This window comes from Algoriphagus sp. oki45, from assembly GCF_036245605.1.
GTDB lineage: Bacteria > Bacteroidota > Bacteroidia > Cytophagales > Cyclobacteriaceae > Algoriphagus.
In genome coordinates, this window is the sequence record NZ_BTPC01000002.1 from 693,706 (window position 1) to 714,550 (window position 20,845).

Below are 20,845 nucleotides of genomic sequence, written 5' to 3' on the forward strand. Positions count from 1 at the left end.
AAGTCCTTTTTGATTTAAAAAATGAATCATTTCTGTAAGAATTGCAGTTATGATCATTTTGGGGTTGTATATTTATCCTCTGCTCTGAAAAAGCTTAAAGTCTAAACGAAAAAATCCTTTTACCCATGTTCGAAATAATTCCATCTATTTGGCTGATCAACGGAAAATGCGTTCGTCTACAAAGGGGTGATTTTTCCACTGAAGAAGTCATTTCCAACAATCCCTTGGAGATTGCCCAGGTGTTTGAAGGAATAGGAATTAAGCGCCTTCATTTGGTGGATTTAGATGGGGCTAGGAGAGCTGAACCTAAAAATTATCATATCCTTGAAGCCATCACGGGATACACCGACTTGAAGGTAGATTTCACTGGGGGTATTTCCACCGACGGGGATGTGATCAAGTGTTTTGAATTCGGGGCCAAGACGGTTACCATCGCCTCTGCAGCAGCCAATCATCCCGAACGATTCGCTCAGTTTATCCTTTCTTACGGAAGAGAAAAAATCAACTTAGCAGCAGACACCAATCCCCAAGATCACAAAATTAAAATCAGAGGTTGGCTGAAAAAGACCGAGATTGACCTTTTTGATCATATTGATTATTTCTATCAGCGGGGGTTGAAATTTCTCAAATGTTCGGATGTAACCAGAGACGGTGTGATGGAAGGGCCAAATTTTGAATTGTATGAGGAGATTCTAAAAAAGTTTCCAACCATCAATTTGGCGGCGTCAGGTGGGGTGAGGAATGTGGATGATTTCCGAAGACTAAGAGATATGGGTGTCCATGCCGCAGTTTTTGGAAGAGCCTACTACGAAGGAAGAATGAGTCTCAAGGATATTGAGCAATTTCTCAAGGAAAATTGATTTAGAAAAACATCAAAAGAAAACCCGCTTAAATGTTGAATCTAAGCGGGTTTTATATTTTCAAACGAGGTGAATGATTAATCAGCCCGTTGGTTGTTCTCTTTGAATTTGTCCACTACGTAAAGGAAAAGATTAAAAGAAAGAGTGGAGGGAGAGTCCGTTTTTTTTGTATCCTTTTCAGGACTATCTTTTTTGGCAGGGGTTGCCGCTTTTTCTATCGGTCTAACTCGAGTGCCTTCCGGACCTAAAATGGTTGAGAGGTCTTGTGTAGCGGTTTGGTCCTCAACAGAAACTGGCCTGTCCAAAATTCTGGGAGCATTCTCCTCTACTTTTTCTTTTTCTCCTTGTGCTAAAGCTTCCTGAGAAAAGGAAACCATACCTAAAGAAACCAAGCAAAACAAACCGAAACTTTTCAAAAAGAAATTGTTTGTCTTTGACATCATGAGTTGGATTTACCTTAATTAAACTGGGGCAATTGAGAAAGGTTTGTAAAATTAGCAAAAATTTTGGCTATGCAAACGATTGACCTAGAAGATTTCGACAAAGTGGATTTGAGAGTTGGAACAATAATTCAGGTAGAAAATTTTGAAAAAGCGCGAAAACCTGCCTATAAAATTTGGGTTGATCTGGGCGAGGAATTGGGAGTAAAAAAATCCTCCGCACAGGTTACCCATTGGTATACTCCGGAGCGATTGATTGGTAGACAGGTGATCTGCGTTTGTAATTTTAAACCGAGACAAATCGCGGATTTTATGTCCGAAATTTTAATCACAGGTTTTACCGCTGCCGAGGGAGGAATTATCTTGGCAGCCGTAGAAAGGCCCGTGCCCAACGGAAGCAAATTGCATTAATCATTGGGGGATGGTGATGGTCAGTCCATTTTCGTCCAAGCTACAGGGATAAACCTCCATTTCTCTGCAATACCCACTTTTTACCTGCCCTGTTTTTAGGTCAAACCGATACTGATGAAGAGGGCAGATGATTTCTTCCTTGGCATTGGTGAAGGCAGTCAGCAGAGAAGCGCCTCGATGGGGACAAAAAGGCTCAAAGGCATAAACAGTATCCTTCAGCCTTAGGACAGCCACCTCTTTATCCCCAAGCCGAACCTTTTTGATTTTCCGCTCCGGGATCATTTCCCAAATGTCATTTTTACTGTTTCCCAGCTGAAACACCCTCATTTCTTCCTGCTTTAGCCCAGAATTTTCCGATCACCAAATTTCTTTTGGATTTCTGACTCCGAATCGGGAATTTCAATAAAACAATCTAAAAAGCCTTAGCCATGAAAAAATTAATTGTTTTTCCGCTTTTGTTTCTGTTTGCCTGGGTCAGTGGCCAAAGCCTGGAAGGGGCTTGGAAACTCACAAGCCAAAACGGCAAAGCCGTCACCGAACAGGAGTACATCAAGATTTACCAGGATGACTATTTTGCCTTTGGGGTAAAGAATGTTAGTGACAATGCATTTATCGGTGCAGGCGGAGGACCTTACGCCTATGCCAATGGCAAATACTCCGAAACTTTGGATTTTTTTACCCTCAATCCACTTCAGGTAGGAACTACGACTCCCTTCAAAGCAGAGCTTGCCGGTAATAAATTAACCCTATCGGCTGATACCAATAATGGGATGCTGGTGGAAGTTTGGGAAAAGATTTCCAGTGATGAGGATGCTTTGACTGGCAACTGGGTGATTACCGGACGAAAAAGAGATGATCAGATTTCCCGGTCTACTCCAGGAGCCAGACGCACCATTAAAATCCTCAGTGGAGGCAGATTCCAATGGGTAGCATTCAATTCCGAAACCCGGGAGTTTTCAGGAACCGGAGGGGGTACTTACACTGCAAAGGATGGGAAATATACCGAAAACATCACCTTTTTCTCCAGAGATAACAGTCGGGTAGGAGCCAGTTTGGGTTTTGATTTCGAGGTCATCGATGGAGAATGGCATCACAGTGGTCTGAGCTCAACAGGGATGCCTATCTATGAAATCTGGACATCCTATGCAATCGGCTATAAACCAGCCAAGTAAAAAAAACTCAGAAAAGCGAGACTTGATTTTCATTTCTGTATCAGTCCAAAAGCTGTCTCCTAAAAAGAGGCAGCTTTTTCTCTTTAATTTATCCCGGTTGCCCCCAGTACCCTGAGACTGACCACTGGGACTGATCCCTGGCTCTGCCTACTGAGACTGATCATTTCACCTGCTTCCCATGCTTCATCACCATATCCACATCCTGAAGTAGGTTGATGTAGCGAAGGACGTCTCCACGCACAGCGATGATGTCAGCATATTTTCCTTCCGAAATCGTACCGTAGTCCTTATCCACTTTCATGGCTACCGCAGGCCAATAGGTCGCTGCTTTAATGGTCAATAAGGGATCCATCCCAAACTGATTCACCCAGACATCGAGTTCGTTCCAAGTGCTTTGGCTGTGGAATTTCATGGGAATTCCGCTGTCTGTTCCTACCAGCATCACGACTCCACTTTCTTTGAGCTGGGCAAATTTGCGAGTAAGGGTAGGTTTTCTCACGGGAGTAAGTTGGAAGTAAGACATCCTTCCGGGAAAGCGAAGGCTAGCTCGAATATCCCGAATGATGGAATCCGGCAAATCCAAATGCCAGGAAGGATCGTCCAACTTCTCGGGATTGTCGCGCACATATTCGTAGTTGAAAAGCCCTTCTACGGTCGGTGTCCAAAAAAGCGGCCCAAGGTTCATCTTGGCTGCCCGCTCTTTCAACATCAGCATGATGTCAGCTGGGTATTCCGGCGCTGAACTCAAACCTGTATGCTCAAAGTTGTCCACGCCGATCTGCAGTCCGATGCGGATTTCGTCTGGACGGTGTGAGTGGCCTACGACCATTTTTCCGTATTTGTGCGCTTCATCCACCACAGCTTTGGCTTCCTCTAGGGTCATCTGATCCTGATCGATCAGCTTGATTACATCCACTCCTGCGTCGATCAATTTTTTGACTTTAGCGCGCGCATCAGCGGCCCCATTCACTCCCCATCGGAAAGCCTCCGTGCCTGGATAGGGGGCTTTTTGGATAAATGGCCCTGAAACATAAATGGTCGGACCCGGAATTTCTCCTCTATTGATTCGGTCTCTTACTTCAATGCTTGGTTCTAAAGGAGCCCCCAAATCTCTTGCACTGGTCACTCCAGCCATGAGTAGTTGATGTGCTGAGGAAGGCATGATCACCGAACCCAAAACATCCAAATAGGTCGTATCCCAATGGGTGTAGTCGCTGTGACCATTGAGCATCAAGTGCACATGCATATCCCAAAGGCCCGGCAAAACGCTCATTCCTTCTGTAGAAATGACTTCTGCACCTGCCGGAATCGCTAGGCTGCCCACTTGCCCCACAGCTTTGATCCGCTCGCCTTCGATAATAATAACCGAATTGCGGATGGGAGTGCCTCCGAATCCGTCGATCAGGGTGCCACCGACGAGGGCTTTGAGATTTTGGGGAGAGGCTTGGATCGAAAGCAAATACAATATGCCGAGTGTAAGTATTCTAATCTTCATATCAGTAATAGGGAAGGTGATAATGATCAAAAAGGTAATGATTTTGCCTGTTTAATTTTAACTTTCGCCCCCATTATCTCTTTCTGATAAAATGCCCAAAGGAAAACTTTTCTTAATCCCCAATGTCCTCGCCGATAACACGGCACATTGGGTGATTTCGCCGCAAGTACAAGATGTCATCGCCCACACCAAGATCTTTTTGGTCGAAAATCCACGGTCTGCTAGACGCTATATTTCAAGCTTGAAGCTTGGAGTGAATCTGGAAGAAGTGCACATGGAGGTGTTGGATAAAGGCACTCCGCCTGAATCGATCAATAGACTGATGCAGCCACTCATGAATGGAGCAGATATCGGGGTGATCTCAGAGGCGGGCTGTCCGGGAATCGCAGACCCTGGAGCCATGGCTGTGGCCTATGCGCATCAAAAGGGCATTCAAGTCGTGCCGATCTCCGGGCCAAGTTCCATGTTTTTGGCATTGATGGGTTCCGGATTCAACGGGCAATCTTTTGCTTTCCACGGCTATTTACCCATTGATAAAAAGGAAAGAGCTACAGCTTTGAAAAGATTGGAAGCCGAATCTATTCGGGAGAAACGCGCCCAGATTTTTATGGAAACGCCCTTCCGAAATAACCAATTACTGGAAGACCTTCTATCGACTTTGGCTCCTCAAACCAAGCTTTGCATCGCCAAAAATCTTACCGCAGCGGATGAAATGATCCATACCAAGACCGTCGCCGACTGGAAAAACCATCCCGTCGACCTGCATAAAATCCCTACTGTTTTTGTCCTTCAAGCCTTCTAAGTCATGTGTACCATAGACGCGCACCTCGACCTGAGTATGAATGCCCTCGAGTGGAATCGGGACCTCACCCGACCTGTCACCGAGATCAATGCTCGGGAAAAAGGCCTGTCCGACAAACCCGATCGGGGAAATGCAACCGTCTCTCTTCCTGAGCTGCGCAAAGGAAACATCGGTCTGGTCGTCGCTACACAGATCGCCCGATTCGTTGCACCAGAAAATCCCCTTCCAGGTTGGCATTCGCCAGAGCAGGCTTGGGCTCAGACTCAGGGTCAGTTGGCTTGGTATCAAGCGATGGTCGAAAAGGGCGAAATGACCCAAATCCGAAACTGGGCCGAGTTGGAAGCCCACTTAGCTCATTGGAATCAGGGTGAGGACAAAAGCCAAAAGCCCGTGGGATTTATCCTTTCCCTAGAAGGAGCCGATTCGATTGTGAATTTGGATTACTTGGAAAAAGCCTACGAAAGCGGTCTCCGGGCTTTGGGCCCTGCGCATTATGGACCGGGTCGCTATGCTTTTGGGACAGATTCTTCCGCGCCTTTGAGTCAGCAAGGAAAAGACTTGGTGAAGAAAATGGATGAGCTCGGGATCATTCTGGACGCCACGCATCTTTGCGATTTAGCCTTTTGGGATGCTTTGGAATTGTACCAAGGTCCTGTGTGGGCGAGTCACAACAATTGCCGCGCGCTCGTCGATCACAATCGGCAGTTTTCCGATGAAATGATCAAAGCGCTGATCGATCGTGGAGCAGTGATCGGCGGAGCCTTCGATGCCTGGATGCTGAGTCCGGGCTGGCTGAGAGGGAAAAGCACTCCGAAAGAGCGCAACGTCACTATCTCAACCGTCTTGGATCACCTAGATCATATTTGTCAGATTGCTGGGAATGCCAATCACATCGGGATAGGATCGGATCTGGATGGAGCTTTTGGAACTGAGCAAAGTCCTGCAGACTTGGAGACCATTGCAGATTTGTCAAAAATCCCTGATTTGCTCAGAAAAAGAGGGTATACCGAGGCAGATGTGGAAAAGGTGATGCACGGGAATTGGTTGAACTTTTTGAAGAAAGCTTGGGGCTAGGGCAAGAAAAATTGAATTTTATCGCTAACGGTGGTTTGCATAAATAATTCAAATTGAATTTCTTGCAGGGTCTTACACACCCTTACAAGTATCTTATGCATTCAAAATCTTTACTTACAGCCTTTCTTTTTATTGCCTCTACTGTTTTCACCTTCTCCCAAAAAATCCAGCTTACTGCCAATCACAGCGATGCCAAATTTATTCTCCTGAATGATTATGATGATTCTGACAAGCAGGAATTGGGTACAGGAACAGTGGAAATCAAACTGGAAAAAGACTCCAAAAACCGGGTAAAAGTCTTCAAACCGGGATACCAAAGCGTCATCAAAGAATACAACAAAGACTTGAAATGGGATAAGGAGCAAAGAATCACTTTGGATACCCGACAGGTGGATATTACTGCGGAGCCTTTCGATGCAGAGATTCTCGTCGATGGAAGAGTGATCGGCACCAAAGCCATCTTTCTCTATATTGCCAAGGACCGTTTTCTGACTGTTGAGATCAAAAAGCCAGGTTTCGCGCCTGTTTCAAAAGTCTATTACAATCAACCTGACAAAGAAACCCCTCCATTCAAAGAGCATTTTGTCCTCAAAGACCGACAAGTCAGATTGGAAGTTACACCTGCCGACGCGACCGTTTCAGCCAACGGTACCTCAGTAGGCAGAGGAAATCAGGATATCAAAATTCCTTTTGGAGATTGTGTCACCGTCACGGTGACCAAGGAAGGATTTGTCAATTATGAGAAAGTGCATTGCAACAAAGATGGGGATCCTGAACCTCCGGTGAGAGATAAAGTCACACTGGAAGACAGATTGGTGAAGATTACCACTGCTCCCAATGATGCCTCGATTGAGATCGCAGGAAAAAGAGTCGGTAATGGTTCCTATGACCTTAAAGTTCCAAAAAATGCCTGTGTAGAAGTTCGCGTTAGTAAAGATGGCTTTATTCGATACATCAAAAACTATTGTAATCAGGCCAATATGCAGGAACCGCCTACCGCAGACTTCTTAGAAATGCAGGTAGATGAGGCATATACCTCTTCAGTTTCTTCTGATTTGGCAAATGTCAGAATCACTGTTCCAATCAACCCAATCCATACTCCAGAAGATGCATGGAAAATTCTTAGCGGAATTGTAACAGGGTATTTCGATATTCTAGAAACGGTAGACTTCAACACTCGCTATTTGACTACTTCCTGGCAGGTGCAAAACTTTCAATCCAGCATTATACGAACCCGCTTGGTAGTAAGTAATGGAGGAAATTCAAATCAGGAAGCTTATTCCGTTAAGTTGATTTCTCAGGAGGCGTTTCTCGATGGGAAAAATCAAGTCACGGTAAAGGACGATGAGAAGTTTGATGACTGGGCAAGAATCCTTAAAAAGTACGATGGACTGATTCAGGAAATACAAGCCCGATTGCAAAACTAGTCCTGACTAAGTCACTAAATCCCTGAATTTTCAGGGATTTTTTTTTGATTTTTTCTTTCGAAATCAAACGATTTCCTTGGGGTTTTTGAAGAAAAACGCCCGTTCTCCACCTTCTAAGCCCTTTTTTACCAAGCTTTTCTTCCTATTTTTTGTAGCCCAAAGCCCAAAAAAGGCATCAAAACCCATTTAACCTCATGCAAAAACCCAAACTCTCCTTTTCCCAAATCATCAACATGAACGTTGGGTTTTTTGGGATTCAATACAGCTTTGGTCTCCAGCAAAGTGCAGTCAATCCGATTTACGATATGCTCGGTGCTGCACCTGACGAAATCCCGATTTTGAATCTTGCCGGTCCCATGACCGGACTTTTGATCCAGCCAATCATCGGTGCGCTCAGCGACAGCACTTGGAGCGATAAATACGGCCGAAGAAAGCCTTACTTTTTTATCGGGGCTTTGATGTGCAGTATTTGTCTCTTTTTCTATCCCTTCAGCAGCACACTATGGATGGCAGCCGGTTTACTTTGGGTCCTGGACGCAGCAAACAATACGGCCATGGAGCCTTATCGAGCCTTGATTGCAGATTCGCTTCCTGAGGAGCAGTATGGACAGGGCTTTTTGACCCAAAGCTTCTTCACCGGTTTGGGGATCACCCTGGCCAACCTTTCCCTTTTCGTCTTTCAGATTTTCTTCAAAGGCACCATCGGTTCTCTGCCCATGTGGGTCTACGCTTCTTTCTTTCTCGGCACGGTCTGCTCCATCACTTCGGTCCTGTGGAGTATTTCCAAAGCGCCCGAGTACCCTCCTTCTCCGGAGGAATTGGCTGCTCTGAAGGAGCGGAACAAAGGAATGCCTCATCCTGCCATCCAGTTTTTTCTTTCCATCCTCACTACGCTGATCGCTTATCTGGTCTTTTTCCTTCTGTTGATCCCCTCGATTTTTGACCGAAAGATCATCCGAAAGACAATCCATTGGGCAGAAAATAATCCGACTACGAAAGTGCTTTTTGCCCAAAATCTGGAAATCATCGAATCCATCATCCACATGCCTTCTGTGATGTGGAAGCTGGCCCTGGTATATCTATTCCAGTGGTATGCCCTGTTTTGCTATTGGCAGAATGCCGCCAAATCCATCGCACTCTCCGTTTGGGATGCCACACCGGCCAGCGATCCGGCCAAGTATGAGGAAGCGGTAGGTTGGACTGGATTAGTCAATGGATGGTACAATATCGTCACTTTCCTGTCCGCCTTCTTTTTGGTAGGGATGGCTAAAAGATTTGGTCCCAAAACGGTTCATTTCCTTTGTCTCATCATTGCGGGACTGGGGCTGATTGCTTTCCCGATGATAGAGAATAAATACCTGCTCTTTGCTCCGATGACCGGTTTTGGGATCGCTTGGGCCAGTATGATGGGTGTGCCTTACCTGCTAGTGGTCAATGAAATCCCCAAAGAGCGCTATGGTGTCTACATGGGCATCATCAACATGATGATCGTAATCCCGATGATTCTTCAGACCCTGACCTTCGGTTTTATTTCCAAAAATTTCCTTGCCAATGATGCAGGAATGGCGATTTCTTTTGCGGGTGTCTTACTTCTGATCGCAGCCGCAGCCACTTTGCTCATCAAGGAAAATAAAAATATCGACCCTGAGGAGGTTATCGTCTCCTCCGGACATTAAAATTTCAAAACACGCTCACCCACATGTACCCTGAATCTTTACTTGCTCAGCTTCTCCAGGAGATTTTTCTGGAAAAAGGAATTGATGAGAAAAAAGACCGAAACTTCATCCAAACCCTAAACGAGCATCTGCCGAAAATCCATCGGCTCTACGGAGAAATCTATGCAGCTCATCCGGAAGGGGAAAGTCAATTTAAGGCATTATTGAAAGTGCTGGTTGATGCCTATCAATCAAGGGAAAAAGGGCTTCGCAAAAGGGATGAGGAAAAAGCCAAAACAGGGACTTGGTTTCTAAGCAATCAGCTGGCAGGGATGAGCTTGTATGTGGATCGATTTGCGGGAAATTTGAAAACTATGCCGTCCAAACTTCCTCATTTGGAAGAGCTCGGGGTGAATTTTCTTCACTTGATGCCGGTATTTGAAAGTCCGCAAGGCGAAAGTGACGGAGGCTATGCAGTTTCGGATTTTCGAAAGGTGGATCCCCGTTTCGGAACTCTGGAGGAACTGATTTCCCTGCGAAAAAAAATGCACAATAAAGGGATGTATCTGATGCTCGATATTGTGCTCAACCACACCTCTCATCACCACGAATGGGCCCGAAAGGCAAAAGCTGGCGATTCTTACTTTCAGGATTTCTATTACACCAATGAAAACCGCTCTATCCCAGACGAGTTTGAACGGGCTATGCCGGAGATTTTTCCGGAGAGTGCTCCCGGCAATTTTACCTGGAATGAGGAGATGGGCAAATGGGTAATGACTGTTTTTCATCGCTATCAGTGGGACCTTAATTATACCAATCCCCATGTTTTTCGGGCGATGCTAGAAAATGTACTTTTTTATGGAAATCTCGGGGTGGATTTGCTCCGGATAGATGCCCCGGCATTTATCTGGAAGCAGATGGGGACGACCTGCCAAAATCTACCTCAGGCTCATACCCTTCTCCGATTGATCAAGCAATGCGTGCAGGTGGCTACTCCGGGAATGGCGATTTTGGGTGAAGCCATCGTGGCTCCAAAGGAAATCATGAAGTACTTTGGCACGGGAGAGTTCATCGCTCAGGAATGCGACTTTGCCTACAATGCCACCCAAATGGCCTTGCAATGGGACATGTTAGCTTCAGGTGAGACCCAAGTCATGCTTGCCGCCCAACACGAAATTCTCCAAAAACCCTATGGAACTTCCTGGATTACCTATACCCGCTGCCATGACGATATTGGATTGGGCTATGATGACTACATGATTGCGAAGGCAGGTAAAGACCCCTACATGCATCGAAAGTTTCTCAAGGACTACTTCTCTTTCTCCGGAGATCAATGGATGAGTCCGGCGAGGGGGGCTCTGTTTTCTTCCAATCCCAAAACAGGAGATGCGCGGATTTCCGGAACCCTGGCTTCCCTCTGCGGATTGGAAAAAGCCCTGATCGAAGGCAATGGACCCGCCATAGACCAAAGCATCCAGAAAATTCTGATGATGCAGGCGCATTCCATTTTCCTGGGAGGCTTACCTATGCTTTTCTATGGGGACGAAGTCGGCTACACCAATGACTACAGCTACCAAAATGATCCGGGGAAAAGCTACGACAACCGCTGGATGCACCGTCCGGTAATTGACTGGGAAAAAGTCAGCCGAAAAAACGAAAATGGAACGATGGAGAATCGGATTTTTTCCGGAACCAAAAGATTGCTTCAAATCCGAAAAAGCCATGAACTATTCAGCGATCTGAGCAATATCTCCTGGATGAGTCCGCACAATATTCATGTAGCCGGTTTTGTTCGGCGAATGGGGAATTCGCGGATGTATTGTCTGTTCAACTTTTCGGATAGGGCTGCCTACTTGACTTGGTATGCTTTCCGAGAGCAGGGAGAGGGGTCGGCTAGACTTTGGGATCACTGGACTGAATCCGAAGTGGAGGTGGGGCCTGATCACGAATACTTGATCCTAGAGCCGTATGGGTTTCGGGTTTTGGAGCCAGTTCATGGATGAAAGGAGGCTGTCTCAAAAGTTAAGTTTGTCACATAAAGAGAAGTCAAAACATTCTCTAGAAGGCTGGAAATGGCCTTCGACTCCTGTCACCCTGAGCGGAGTCGAAGGGTCAGGCTGACAAAGAAACCATTTAAGAGACAGTCTTTTTACTTTTAGCTTTTCATCGAAGAACCACGGATGACCAATTCAGTTTTCACTTCCATGGTTCCATTGGTGCCCAATTCTTGCTTTTTCAGGAGATCAATAAGGATTTCTGCAGCTTTACTGCCCATTTGGGTTCCAAACTGATCTACTGAGCTCAGTGAAGGACTGGTATACTCAGAAAGCATCCAATTGCTGAAGCCCATCAGGCCGATTTGCTGGGGAATTTGATAGCCGGAGGATTTTAGGTAATTCATCGCTCCCAATGCGACCAAGTCCGTAATGCAAAAAATAGCATCTGGCTTTTCTTCCGATTCCATCAACTCTTGGGTAAAATCAAAACCTTCCTTTTCGGAAATATCAAAGCAGTTTTTCACCCAAGCTTCACTGAATTCCAGTCCATGGTCTTTGAGGGCTTTTTTATAGCCGAAGAATCGCTCATGGGCATTTTTGACTTCCATCCGTCCGCTCAGATGGGCAATTTTGCGATAGCCCTGCCGGATCAGATGGCTGACTGCCTGATAGGCTCCCTGAAAATCATCTACCTCAATTTTCGGCCCTTCCAGTTGGTCAGTGATTTTGTCAAACTGAACCACAGGTTTGCCCTCATCCAAAAAGGCCTGAAGATGCTCTGCTTCTTTGGTTTCATTGGAAACCGAGATCAACAATCCGTCCACGCCCATACCCAAAAGGTGCTGACTCGCTAAAATTTCGTCCTTCAACAGATCATATGACTGAGCCAATAAAATACTATAGCCATTTTTTTTGGCAGTTTCCATGGCCCCGCTGATGGTGGTGGAGAAAAAATGATGGACAATATGAGGGACAATCATACCGATGATGGAGGTCCGGTTTTTCCGAAAATTGACAGCGATGGGATTAGGGACATAATTGTGCCTTTCCGCGTGGTCTTTCACCAGCTGTATGGTTTCTTCGGAAAGAGAAGGATATCCATTCAATGCTCTGGAAACGGTAGACGGGGAAAGATTCAATGCTTTGGCAATGTCTTTCAGGGTAGTTCGGCGTTTGTCGGACATGGGGAGGTTAGTTTGGGTTAGGGAATTTATCAGAATCTGCGATTAAATCGAAAAACTTTATGGAAATGGTCTTCTGACCGGCTTATCGGGATGCTTCTGGGGTCAAAAAATTTTATATTGAGTCCCAACCTTAAACCCAAACTAAATGAAACCTATTGTACAGATCTCACTGGATCTGACCAATATTGACGAAGCCCTTGAAACTGCGGCTATGGCACTCCGGGCCGGAGTGGATTGGCTGGAGGCCGGTACTCCACTGATTTTGGCCGAGGGACTTCATGGGGTTCGGAAACTCAGAGAAGCTTTTCCCGGAATTCCCATCGTTGCTGATTTGAAAACTATGGATGGGGGCTATCTCGAGGCCGAAATGATGGCCAAAGCCGGTGCTACCCATGTGGTGGTCATGGCCCGTGCTCATGCCGAAACGATCAAGTGTGTGGTCAAAGCAGGAAAAGACTTTGGCGTACAAGTCATGGGCGACAATATGGTCTGCCCGGATATGGTGGAGGGGGCCAAATTTTTGGAAGACTTGGGCTGTGATTATGTGATTCACCATATCGGTTACGATGAGCGGCGGGGAATTGCTGCCGCAGGACACCGCATGCCAAGTCCGCTTGATCAACTTCAGGAAGTAGTAGCAGCCGTGAATATCCCTGTGCAGGCGGTGGGAGGACTTTCCCTTGAGCAGGCGATCCAATGCCCGCAATATGGCGCTCCTTTGGTTGTATTAGGCGCTCCGCTGACGATCGATGCCGATTCTTTTAAAACGGCAGACGGAGATTTGGAGTCTTCTCTCCGAATGATCTGCGAAGCTATCCATGCCCAAACCCCTGTTTTCCCCTCTAAATCCTAAGCCATGTCCAGCACCAAAATACCCGCAGTAGTCAACTATTCCGAGCAAAAGCATTCGGTAGAAATCCGTGAAATACCGGTTCCCGAGATCGGAGAAGAGGACATTCTTCTTGAAGTCGAAAATGTCGGCGTATGCGGAAGCGACCTGCATCAGTGGACTTCGGACCACAGTTGGCCAGTGAATTATCCCGTCGTTTTGGGCCATGAATTTGGAGGAAAAATCGCCAAGTTGGGGTCTAGGGTTTCTGGTTGGAAAGTAGGAGATCGAGTGGTCTCCGAAACTGCTGCCGTGATCGACTCCCTTAATCCCATGAGCAAAGTCGGACTCTACAACCTTGATCCTACGCGCAAAGGCTTCGGCTACGGAGTCAACGGGGCCATGACCCGGTTTGTACGGGTGCCGGCAAGATGCTTGCATACCGTTCCCGAGAATCTATCCTTTGAAGAAGCCTGCCTGACCGAACCCTGTTGTGTCGCTTTCAATGCCTTGGTGGGAAATTCCCATATCAAACCTGGAGATCGGGTGGTGGTAATTGGACCTGGGACAATTGGGATTCTTTGTGCGGCAGTGGCCAGACTTTGCAGAGCGGAAGTAGCTGTTTTGGGATTGGAAGCGGACCGTGGGAGACTGGAAATTGCAAAAAATGCCTACGGTTGTGATGCCTTGATCGGAGAAGATGCTGCTGAGGCTTGGGCACGAAAGCGTGATGGATTGGGTGCCGACCTGATCGTGGATGCGGCAGGACATAGTATTACTCTCAAGACAGCAATGAAGCTGGTTAGACCAAACGGGCAGATCACCAAAGTAGGATGGGGACCTCAACCGCTGAATTTCTCCATTGACCCAATCGTGCAGAAAAATGTGCGTCTGCAGGGCAGCTTCAGTCATAACTGGCCGATTTGGGAGCGGGTGATTGCTTTGCTGGCAAGCGGAGCATTAAATGTGAAGCCGATTATCGGAGGGGTATGGTCGATTACAGAGTGGCACGAGGCATTTGAAAAAATGCATACCGGACAAATTGTAAAAGCGGTTTTAAAACCTGTTTAATATGCGACTCAAAGACAAAGTCATCATCGTCACCGGAAGTACCACAGGCATCGGAAAAGCCATCGCCAAACGTTGTGCGGCCGAAGGCGCCAAAGTCGTCCTTCATGGATTGGAACAGTACTTAGGAGAAGAAGTAGAAGAAGAGATTGGAGTTGAGCATGCGGTATTCCATTGTGAGGATATCACCTCGGAGTCCTGCCCTGAAAATCTCGTGAATCTTGCCCTGAAAAGGTTCGGGAAACTCGATGCCGTTGTTAACAATGCCGCTTGGGTCATCGCTTCCGATATCCACAATACAGATCGGGCCTTTTTTCAAAAAGTACTGGATATCAATACGATCGCGCCCTTTCTCCTGATTCAAAAAGCGCTTCCCGAACTGATCAAAACCCGTGGAAGCGTACTTAATATCGGCTCCATCAATGCCTGGAGCGGAGAACCCAATCTGCTTGCCTATTCGGTTTCTAAAGGAGCCATTATGACCTTGACCGGAAATCTGGGAGATTCCCTGATGCGGGAATACGGGATACGGGTCAACCAAATCAATCCGGGTTGGGTGCTGACGGAGCGTGAAAAAGAACGCAAAAAGGAGCATGGACTTTCTGAAACTTGGTACGAGGATTTGCCTGCCATCATTGCTCCATCGGGGAGGATTCTTTCGCCAGAAGAGATTGCAGCGGCTTGTATTTTCTTCCTTTCGGACGAAAGCGGCCCCGTATCAGGACAAGTGCTCACCTTGGAGCAGCATCCGATGATCGGACGAAACCTACCCAAAGACAACAAGACCTTTAAATAAAAATGCAAATTCCTTTCTTTTCAAGCGGGAGAACTCAAGAGGTGAATTTAGTCCTGAAATCTAATTTGATCCCCTCTTCCGTCTCCGGTTTTCCATCGGGTTTAAAAAGAAAATTCAGCTCATGGCAGAAATCCTAAATTCAAACAAATAACCCCCTATGCCCAAACTAGCCGCCTTTCCCAAGGCCTTTATGCAGCAGCTCTGCAAGGATGGAAGTATGAAAATCGCCGATTGGGTGAAATTGGCAGCCCCGCTCCAGATCGATGGACTGGAGTGGTATGCTGGTTTTTTGGAGATGGCCGATGAAAAAAACTGGCCCAAATTCCGCCGGATGGTCGAAAATGAGGGTATGGTGATTCCCATGATGTGCTGCTCACCGGATTTTACCCATCGGGATAAGGCTTTCCGGGAAAAGGAAATCCAAAAGCAAAAGCGCTGGATTGACATGACGGATGAATTGGGAGGAAAATACTGCCGGGTGCTTTCCGGACAGTATCGCCCCGAACTCTCTATCGAGGAAGGAATCCAACTCGCCAAAGATTGCATCGAAGCCTGTCTTCCATATGCCCAAAGCCTGGGAATTACCCTGATCATCGAAAATCACTACAAGGATGACTTTTGGGAATATCCGGAATTTGCGCAGAAGCGAGACATTTTCACCAAACTAGTCAAGTCTATCCATCATCCCAATTTTGGAGTGAATTACGATCCGAGCAATGCGTTTTTGGCGGGAGAAGATCCGTTGGATTTATTGTATGACGTGTCCGAGCGCGTGGTGACCATGCATGCGAGCGACCGGTTTTTGAAATACGGCACGATCGAAGATCTTCGAAAAGTAGAGGGGGGAGCCGTGGGATATGCGAAAATGCTCAGTCACGGGGAAATCGGCAAGGGAATGAATGATTACGACGCGATCTTCACCGAACTCAAGCGTGTCGGGTTTGATAATTGGATCAGCATCGAGGACGGGGTGGACGGCATGGATCAATTGGAGCGCAGCGTGGCGTTTTTGAAGAAGAAAATTGCGCAGTACTGGAAGTAAGAGTTATTGATTATTAAGTTATTGGGAAAAGTGATTGAAAACCTTTTAAAGATTGAGCTTTAATTTGGCGCTATTCCCCCTTCTCAAGGGGGCTAGGGGGATTTTTATTCCTCTGAAATAATGAATCGAATATGAAAATCATTAATACAATTCCTTCCCAATGCTTCCTTGGAGAAGGCCCGCTTTGGATTGCCAAGCTCGGCTGTTTCTTTTGGGTGGATATCGAAAAGGGTAACCTGCATCGCTACAATTTGGCAACTGAACAACTTGAAATCCGGCATTTTCCAAACCGCCTGGCGGTGGTCTTGGAAGGACAAAATGGAAAGCTGATTTTGGGTTTGGATCGGAAACTGGTTCGGTACGATTGGGATACTCAGGACATCGAAGAACTCTGTCAAGTTGAACTGGAATTGACTTTGCATCGCTTCAATGACGGCAAAATCGATCCTCAAGGTAGAATCTGGATCGGGACGCTGAGTAGGCTTTTTACCGAAGGTGCGGGTTCCTTGTATCGAATTGGAACGGATCTAAAACCTCAAATCCAATTGCAAAACCTGACCATTTCCAATGGAATGGCCTGGACCGCTGATCAAAGGACGTATTACTTTATCGACACCCCAACCAAGAAGATTCAGGAATTTGCTTTTGATCCGGAGTCTGGAGGGATTCAGTTTCGAAGAATCGCGGTGGAGATTCTGGAGGGATTGGGCTTCCCGGACGGAATGTGCATTGATCGGGAAGGAATGCTTTGGGTGGCGCACTATGGGGGTTCGGGTGTGTACCGATGGAATCCTGAAACAGGCAAACTTTTGGACAAAATCGAATTACCTGTTCCCCACGTTACTTCCTGCTGCTTTGGGGGAGAAAATATGGATCTGATGCTGATTACCACTGCTCAGGAAAATCTGACAGGGGATGATTTGGAAAAGTATCCGCAGAGCGGAAATGTGTTTTTGGTAAACGTAGAGGTCGGGGGATTGGAGTCAAATCGGGCAGAGATTTGATTTTTCTCACGGATAGCACAGATTTTCACAGATGAAAAATTTGAAATAAATCATCTGTGTTCATCCGTGTAATCAGTGAGCAATAAAAAAAGCCAATCTTTCAACTGGCTTCTCGTTTGGTCCAAGTCAGGAGACTTGAACCAGTTTAGATCTGTGCAAATCTGTGATTTTAATCCGTGTGAATCTGTGGGAAATAAAAAAAGCCAATCTCTCGACTGGCTTCTCAACTTTTCTATAACAAAGGCCTAAACTGCCTCAGGAATCGCACATCATTTTCTGTAAAGAGTCGCAAGTCCTTGATCTGATATTTCAGCATTGCGATTCGCTCGATTCCCATGCCGAATGCAAATCCGGTGTATTTCTTGGAATCAATCCCGCAGTTTTCCAGCACGTTTGGATCGACCATTCCAGATCCTCCGATTTCTACCCAACCGCTTCCTTTGCAGACATTGCAGCCTTTTCCTCCGCAGATCAGGCAGGAAATATCGATCTCTGCGCTTGGTTCTGTAAAAGGGAAGAAAGAAGGTCGGAACCTTACTTTGGTCTCCTTGCCAAACATCTCCTTGGCGAAGTGGTACAAGGTGTTTTTCAAATCGGCGAAACCCACATTTTCATCCACATAGAGTCCTTCTACCTGATGGAAGATGCAGTGCGCACGTGCAGAAATGGCTTCGTTTCGGTAAACCCTTCCCGGCGAAAGTGTACGTATTGGAGGTTTTTGGTTTTCCATCACGCGCACCTGCACAGAGGAGGTATGCGTACGAAGCGCGATATCCGGATTCTTCTCGATGAAAAAGGTATCCTGCATTTCGCGTGCAGGGTGATTTTCAGGGAAGTTTAGCGCGGTAAAGTTATGCCAGTCATCCTCGATCTCTGGTCCTTCGGATAGGTTGAACCCGATGCGCTCAAAGATCTCGATGATGTGCTGACGTGTCGCTGTAAGCGGATGAATACCTCCCAAAGACTGATTGGACGGGGGCAAAGTCAAGTCCAAATCCGCACTTTTCGCCTTTTTGTTTGCAGAATTGACTTTTTCAATCAACTCTTGAAACTTGGCTTCAGCAAGCTGCTTGACACCATTGATCAGCTGTCCATAGGCTCGCTTTTCCTCATTGGGGATTTGTCCCATGACAGCAAATAGCTCTCCTACCACACTTTTCTTGGAAATATATTCCATTCGGTAGGCTTCCAGTTCATCCGGGGTAGTAGCATCCGCAGCGGCAATGGCGGCTTTGATCGCGTCGATTCTTTCCTGACTCATGCGTTGAAAATCTTGAAGGCACAAAGCTACCATTTTTGAGGTTTTTTGGGCAAAGGTCCCTGTGGGATGTCCAAGCTATCCTGTCAATTCTTTCAAATTTTTTTATAAAGCGTAAAATCCAAGTTGGTTTTGGGCTGCGTAAGTGCTTCCAAATTCGAAACCAAAATAAATCAAATCATGAACAAACTATTTAAAGTGGCTTTCGCAGCCTTCGTTTTCTTGTCAGCTCACATGGCTTTCGCTCAAATGGAAAAAACCGTGGAAGTAGGCGGTGCACCGATGTATCCATCCAAAAACATTGTCGAAAATGCGGTGAACTCTGCAGACCATACCACCTTGGTAGCAGCCGTAAAAGCTGCGGGATTGGCGGAGACGCTTCAGGGAAAAGGACCATTTACTGTTTTTGCTCCTGACAATTCTGCCTTCGCCAAGCTTCCTGCGGGGACGGTGGAAACCCTTCTAAAGCCTGAAAACAAAGGTCAATTGACCGCAGTGCTGACTTACCATGTAGTGGCTGGCAAAATGGGTTCTAAAGACATCGCTGACGCGATCAAAAAAGGAAACGGAAAAGCTATCCTGACCACCGTACAGGGCGGAAAACTGACTGCTTGGATGAAGGGCAAATACCTTTACCTCACAGACGAAAACGGTGGTCAGTCTAAAGTAACCATCGCCGATGTTTGGCAGTCCAATGGGGTGATTCACTCCGTGGATTCCTTGGTGCTTCCTAAGATGTAAACCAAACATTTCAGAGTAAAAAAGCCGCTTGAAATTTCTTTCAGGCGGCTTTTTTCATTTCTCAAGCAGATCTTTTGGGATATCAAATACCGCGATTCCGGGGTCGGCATCGGTAGTAATTCCGTAGATTTTTCCCATGGTTTCGTCCACCGAAATACTCCTCAAAGATCGATCGAGATTCAACTTTGCTACCATCTCACCTTTGTCTGTGAGGACAAATATAGTCTTAGCAATCACATTTGATTGTTGAATTTGTGCTTCGTTGAATCCTCCATATAGGTCGTATATATAGGATTCCCCAAAGGCGATATCACGATGACCATACGCTTCTTCGGGATTAAAAATTAAAGCTGAATTTGCCCCAGATCCTGAAATTTTAAATTTGGGAAGTTCTAATCTTGGCCCATCAACTAGTACAAACTCTTTGGTCCGGTAGTCGAAAATTTCAAGTCTATCTCTGAAAATACTGGCTTTGACATAAATTGTTTTTTTAGAATTGGCTCGAAACCAACCCTTGTTTAATTCACCAAGCAGGTAATCATCTAAATCTGACCTATCGGCTATTTTCTCCCATGTTCCATAGGCATTTACTCGATTTCCTGAATAGTCTAATTCTATCAATCTATTTGGATCTGAAGCAGAGATTCCTAAAAAGGTACTGTCCTTGGTGAAGTACAGATTGTAAATCATGAACATTCCTTCTGGTTGCCTAAATTCAGAAATAGAAAGTCTATTCGTATCGAGTAGAGAAAATTCAGACATTCTTTTGCTTCTTGAACTATAAATCCAAAAGGTGTTAGGATCAAACCCAGGGTCAAAAAGTTCTGCATTCGCAATCTCATTCGGCCCAAATCCTGTTATTCCTTTTGCCGAAAAATAACTAAGTGTGGTTTTGTTGATTAAATGGATAAGAGGCTTTTCAGGCGGTATTCTGTATATCTCCATTAAAATAAGATATTCCCCTTTTTGCTTTACATGCATAGGATTTAATACCTCAGGATAGTAGTATTTTTTACTTGATAAATTGAATTCTGGAAGTCCATTTGCCGGAAAATCAAATGGGGAATTAGGAGTATTGGGAGCGCACGCTACACTTAATAGTAGGATGAGGAAGTTATTTAGGTAATTTTTTCTTTTCACCTTTTTCACGAAAAAAAGCTGTGGGATTGATTCCCACAGCAAGATTGATTTGTTACAGAGAGGCATCATTTGTACAGCTAGTCGCCTCTCTCCTTTCATCTGTATCCCATCTATCGCCCAACCGATCTGTACAGCCTGAGGAATTGGATGCACAACAAATGTGACTTCCAGGTAATGGTCCTGCTCCCTGTGCCTGCGTTTCTGGGCTGTTAAACATAAGGGCTGCTCCAAGACAAAATAGCCCTCCAACTAGTAAATGCTTAATTTTTCTCATTTTATGAAAATTTAGTGGTTAATAACTACATCAAGTTTACAGAATTCTCGTTGAGCTATTCTTAAAAATACAGGAATGGCTTTTTTTTTTTTTTTGAATGGAGGATTTTATCTTTTAGGTGAGGTGAATAGGTTTGATTTTGAATTTTAGATCCCGGTTAAATAAATAGTAATATC

20 protein-coding genes are annotated in these 20,845 nt (G+C 45.8%); 14 read left to right on the forward strand and 6 right to left on the reverse strand.

Annotated elements, in window-relative coordinates; all coding sequences use genetic code 11:
- Positions 1–125 precede the first annotated feature (125 nt).
- Positions 126–860: a 1-(5-phosphoribosyl)-5-[(5-phosphoribosylamino)methylideneamino]imidazole-4-carboxamide isomerase gene (locus AAA942_RS12510; RefSeq protein WP_338220612.1), complete on the forward strand. Its 735-nt coding sequence runs from the start codon at positions 126–128 to the stop codon at positions 858–860.
- Positions 861–937: 77 nt separating this feature from the next.
- Here the strand turns inward: AAA942_RS12510 and AAA942_RS12515 are convergent, their stop codons facing one another.
- Positions 938–1,300, reverse strand: a complete 363-nt coding sequence (locus AAA942_RS12515; protein WP_338220613.1) for a hypothetical protein — start codon at positions 1,298–1,300, stop codon at positions 938–940.
- A 72-nt stretch (positions 1,301–1,372) separates the two neighbouring features.
- Between AAA942_RS12515 and AAA942_RS12520 the strand changes: the two genes are divergently transcribed.
- Positions 1,373–1,711 (forward strand): tRNA-binding protein, encoded by a 339-nt coding sequence (locus AAA942_RS12520; protein WP_338220614.1) that lies wholly within the window; start codon positions 1,373–1,375, stop codon positions 1,709–1,711.
- On the opposite strand, the gene AAA942_RS12525 is transcribed toward AAA942_RS12520, so the two are convergent.
- Positions 1,712–2,038, reverse strand: coding sequence for a Rieske (2Fe-2S) protein (locus AAA942_RS12525; protein ID WP_338220615.1), 327 nt, complete (start codon positions 2,036–2,038; stop codon positions 1,712–1,714).
- A 101-nt stretch (positions 2,039–2,139) separates the two neighbouring features.
- On the opposite strand from AAA942_RS12525, the gene AAA942_RS12530 reads away from it, so the two are divergent.
- On the forward strand, positions 2,140–2,883 hold the full coding sequence (locus tag AAA942_RS12530; RefSeq protein WP_338220616.1) for a hypothetical protein: 744 nt from the start codon (positions 2,140–2,142) through the stop codon (positions 2,881–2,883).
- A gap of 160 nt (positions 2,884–3,043) precedes the next feature.
- Here AAA942_RS12530 and AAA942_RS12535 read toward each other — a convergent pair whose 3' ends face one another.
- On the reverse strand, positions 3,044–4,378 hold the full coding sequence (locus AAA942_RS12535; RefSeq protein WP_338220617.1) for an amidohydrolase family protein: 1,335 nt from the start codon (positions 4,376–4,378) through the stop codon (positions 3,044–3,046).
- A 91-nt stretch (positions 4,379–4,469) separates the two neighbouring features.
- On the opposite strand from AAA942_RS12535, the gene AAA942_RS12540 reads away from it, so the two are divergent.
- From AAA942_RS12540 to AAA942_RS12560, 5 genes are all read left to right on the forward strand, one after another.
- Entirely contained in the window at positions 4,470–5,180 is a 711-nt protein-coding gene (locus tag AAA942_RS12540) for an SAM-dependent methyltransferase (protein WP_338220618.1), read from the forward strand.
- 3 nt (positions 5,181–5,183) lie between these two features.
- A complete protein-coding gene (locus AAA942_RS12545) occupies positions 5,184–6,254 on the forward strand; it encodes a dipeptidase (RefSeq protein WP_338220619.1) in 1,071 nt (356 codons plus the stop codon).
- A gap of 95 nt (positions 6,255–6,349) precedes the next feature.
- On the forward strand, positions 6,350–7,681 hold the full coding sequence (locus AAA942_RS12550) for a hypothetical protein (RefSeq protein ID WP_338220620.1): 1,332 nt from the start codon (positions 6,350–6,352) through the stop codon (positions 7,679–7,681).
- Between the two features lie 194 nt (positions 7,682–7,875).
- Entirely contained in the window at positions 7,876–9,357 is a 1,482-nt protein-coding gene (locus tag AAA942_RS12555; protein WP_338220621.1) for an MFS transporter, read from the forward strand.
- Positions 9,358–9,380: 23 nt separating this feature from the next.
- Positions 9,381–11,339, forward strand: a complete 1,959-nt coding sequence (locus AAA942_RS12560) for an amylosucrase (RefSeq protein WP_338220622.1) — start codon at positions 9,381–9,383, stop codon at positions 11,337–11,339.
- Between the two features lie 152 nt (positions 11,340–11,491).
- Here AAA942_RS12560 and AAA942_RS12565 read toward each other — a convergent pair whose 3' ends face one another.
- Positions 11,492–12,517, reverse strand: a complete 1,026-nt coding sequence (locus AAA942_RS12565) for a LacI family DNA-binding transcriptional regulator (protein ID WP_338220623.1) — start codon at positions 12,515–12,517, stop codon at positions 11,492–11,494.
- Between the two features lie 145 nt (positions 12,518–12,662).
- Here AAA942_RS12565 and AAA942_RS12570 point away from each other — a divergent pair, with 145 nt between their 5' ends.
- The 5 genes from AAA942_RS12570 (at position 12,663) to AAA942_RS12590 (ending at position 17,256) form a co-directional block, all read left to right on the forward strand.
- Entirely contained in the window at positions 12,663–13,370 is a 708-nt protein-coding gene (locus AAA942_RS12570; protein ID WP_338220624.1) for an orotidine 5'-phosphate decarboxylase / HUMPS family protein, read from the forward strand.
- Between the two features lie 3 nt (positions 13,371–13,373).
- Positions 13,374–14,417, forward strand: coding sequence for a zinc-binding dehydrogenase (locus AAA942_RS12575; protein ID WP_338220625.1), 1,044 nt, complete (start codon positions 13,374–13,376; stop codon positions 14,415–14,417).
- 1 nt (position 14,418) lies between these two features.
- The gene (locus tag AAA942_RS12580) at positions 14,419–15,210 is read left to right on the forward strand and encodes an SDR family NAD(P)-dependent oxidoreductase (RefSeq protein WP_338220626.1); all 792 of its coding nucleotides are present in this window, start codon (positions 14,419–14,421) and stop codon (positions 15,208–15,210) included.
- A 157-nt stretch (positions 15,211–15,367) separates the two neighbouring features.
- Complete coding sequence (locus AAA942_RS12585) at positions 15,368–16,252, forward strand: sugar phosphate isomerase/epimerase family protein (RefSeq protein ID WP_338220627.1); 885 nt, start codon at positions 15,368–15,370, stop codon at positions 16,250–16,252.
- Between the two features lie 131 nt (positions 16,253–16,383).
- Entirely contained in the window at positions 16,384–17,256 is an 873-nt protein-coding gene (locus AAA942_RS12590; RefSeq protein WP_338220628.1) for an SMP-30/gluconolactonase/LRE family protein, read from the forward strand.
- Between the two features lie 232 nt (positions 17,257–17,488).
- Here the strand turns inward: AAA942_RS12590 and AAA942_RS12595 are convergent, their stop codons facing one another.
- Positions 17,489–18,517, reverse strand: a complete 1,029-nt coding sequence (locus AAA942_RS12595; protein WP_338220629.1) for a phenylalanine--tRNA ligase subunit alpha — start codon at positions 18,515–18,517, stop codon at positions 17,489–17,491.
- A gap of 177 nt (positions 18,518–18,694) precedes the next feature.
- Between AAA942_RS12595 and AAA942_RS12600 the strand changes: the two genes are divergently transcribed.
- A complete protein-coding gene (locus AAA942_RS12600) occupies positions 18,695–19,255 on the forward strand; it encodes a fasciclin domain-containing protein (RefSeq protein ID WP_338220630.1) in 561 nt (186 codons plus the stop codon).
- 54 nt (positions 19,256–19,309) lie between these two features.
- Here AAA942_RS12600 and AAA942_RS12605 read toward each other — a convergent pair whose 3' ends face one another.
- Positions 19,310–20,626, reverse strand: coding sequence for a BF3164 family lipoprotein (locus AAA942_RS12605; RefSeq protein WP_338220631.1), 1,317 nt, complete (start codon positions 20,624–20,626; stop codon positions 19,310–19,312).
- Between the last annotated feature and the right edge of the window lie 219 nt (positions 20,627–20,845).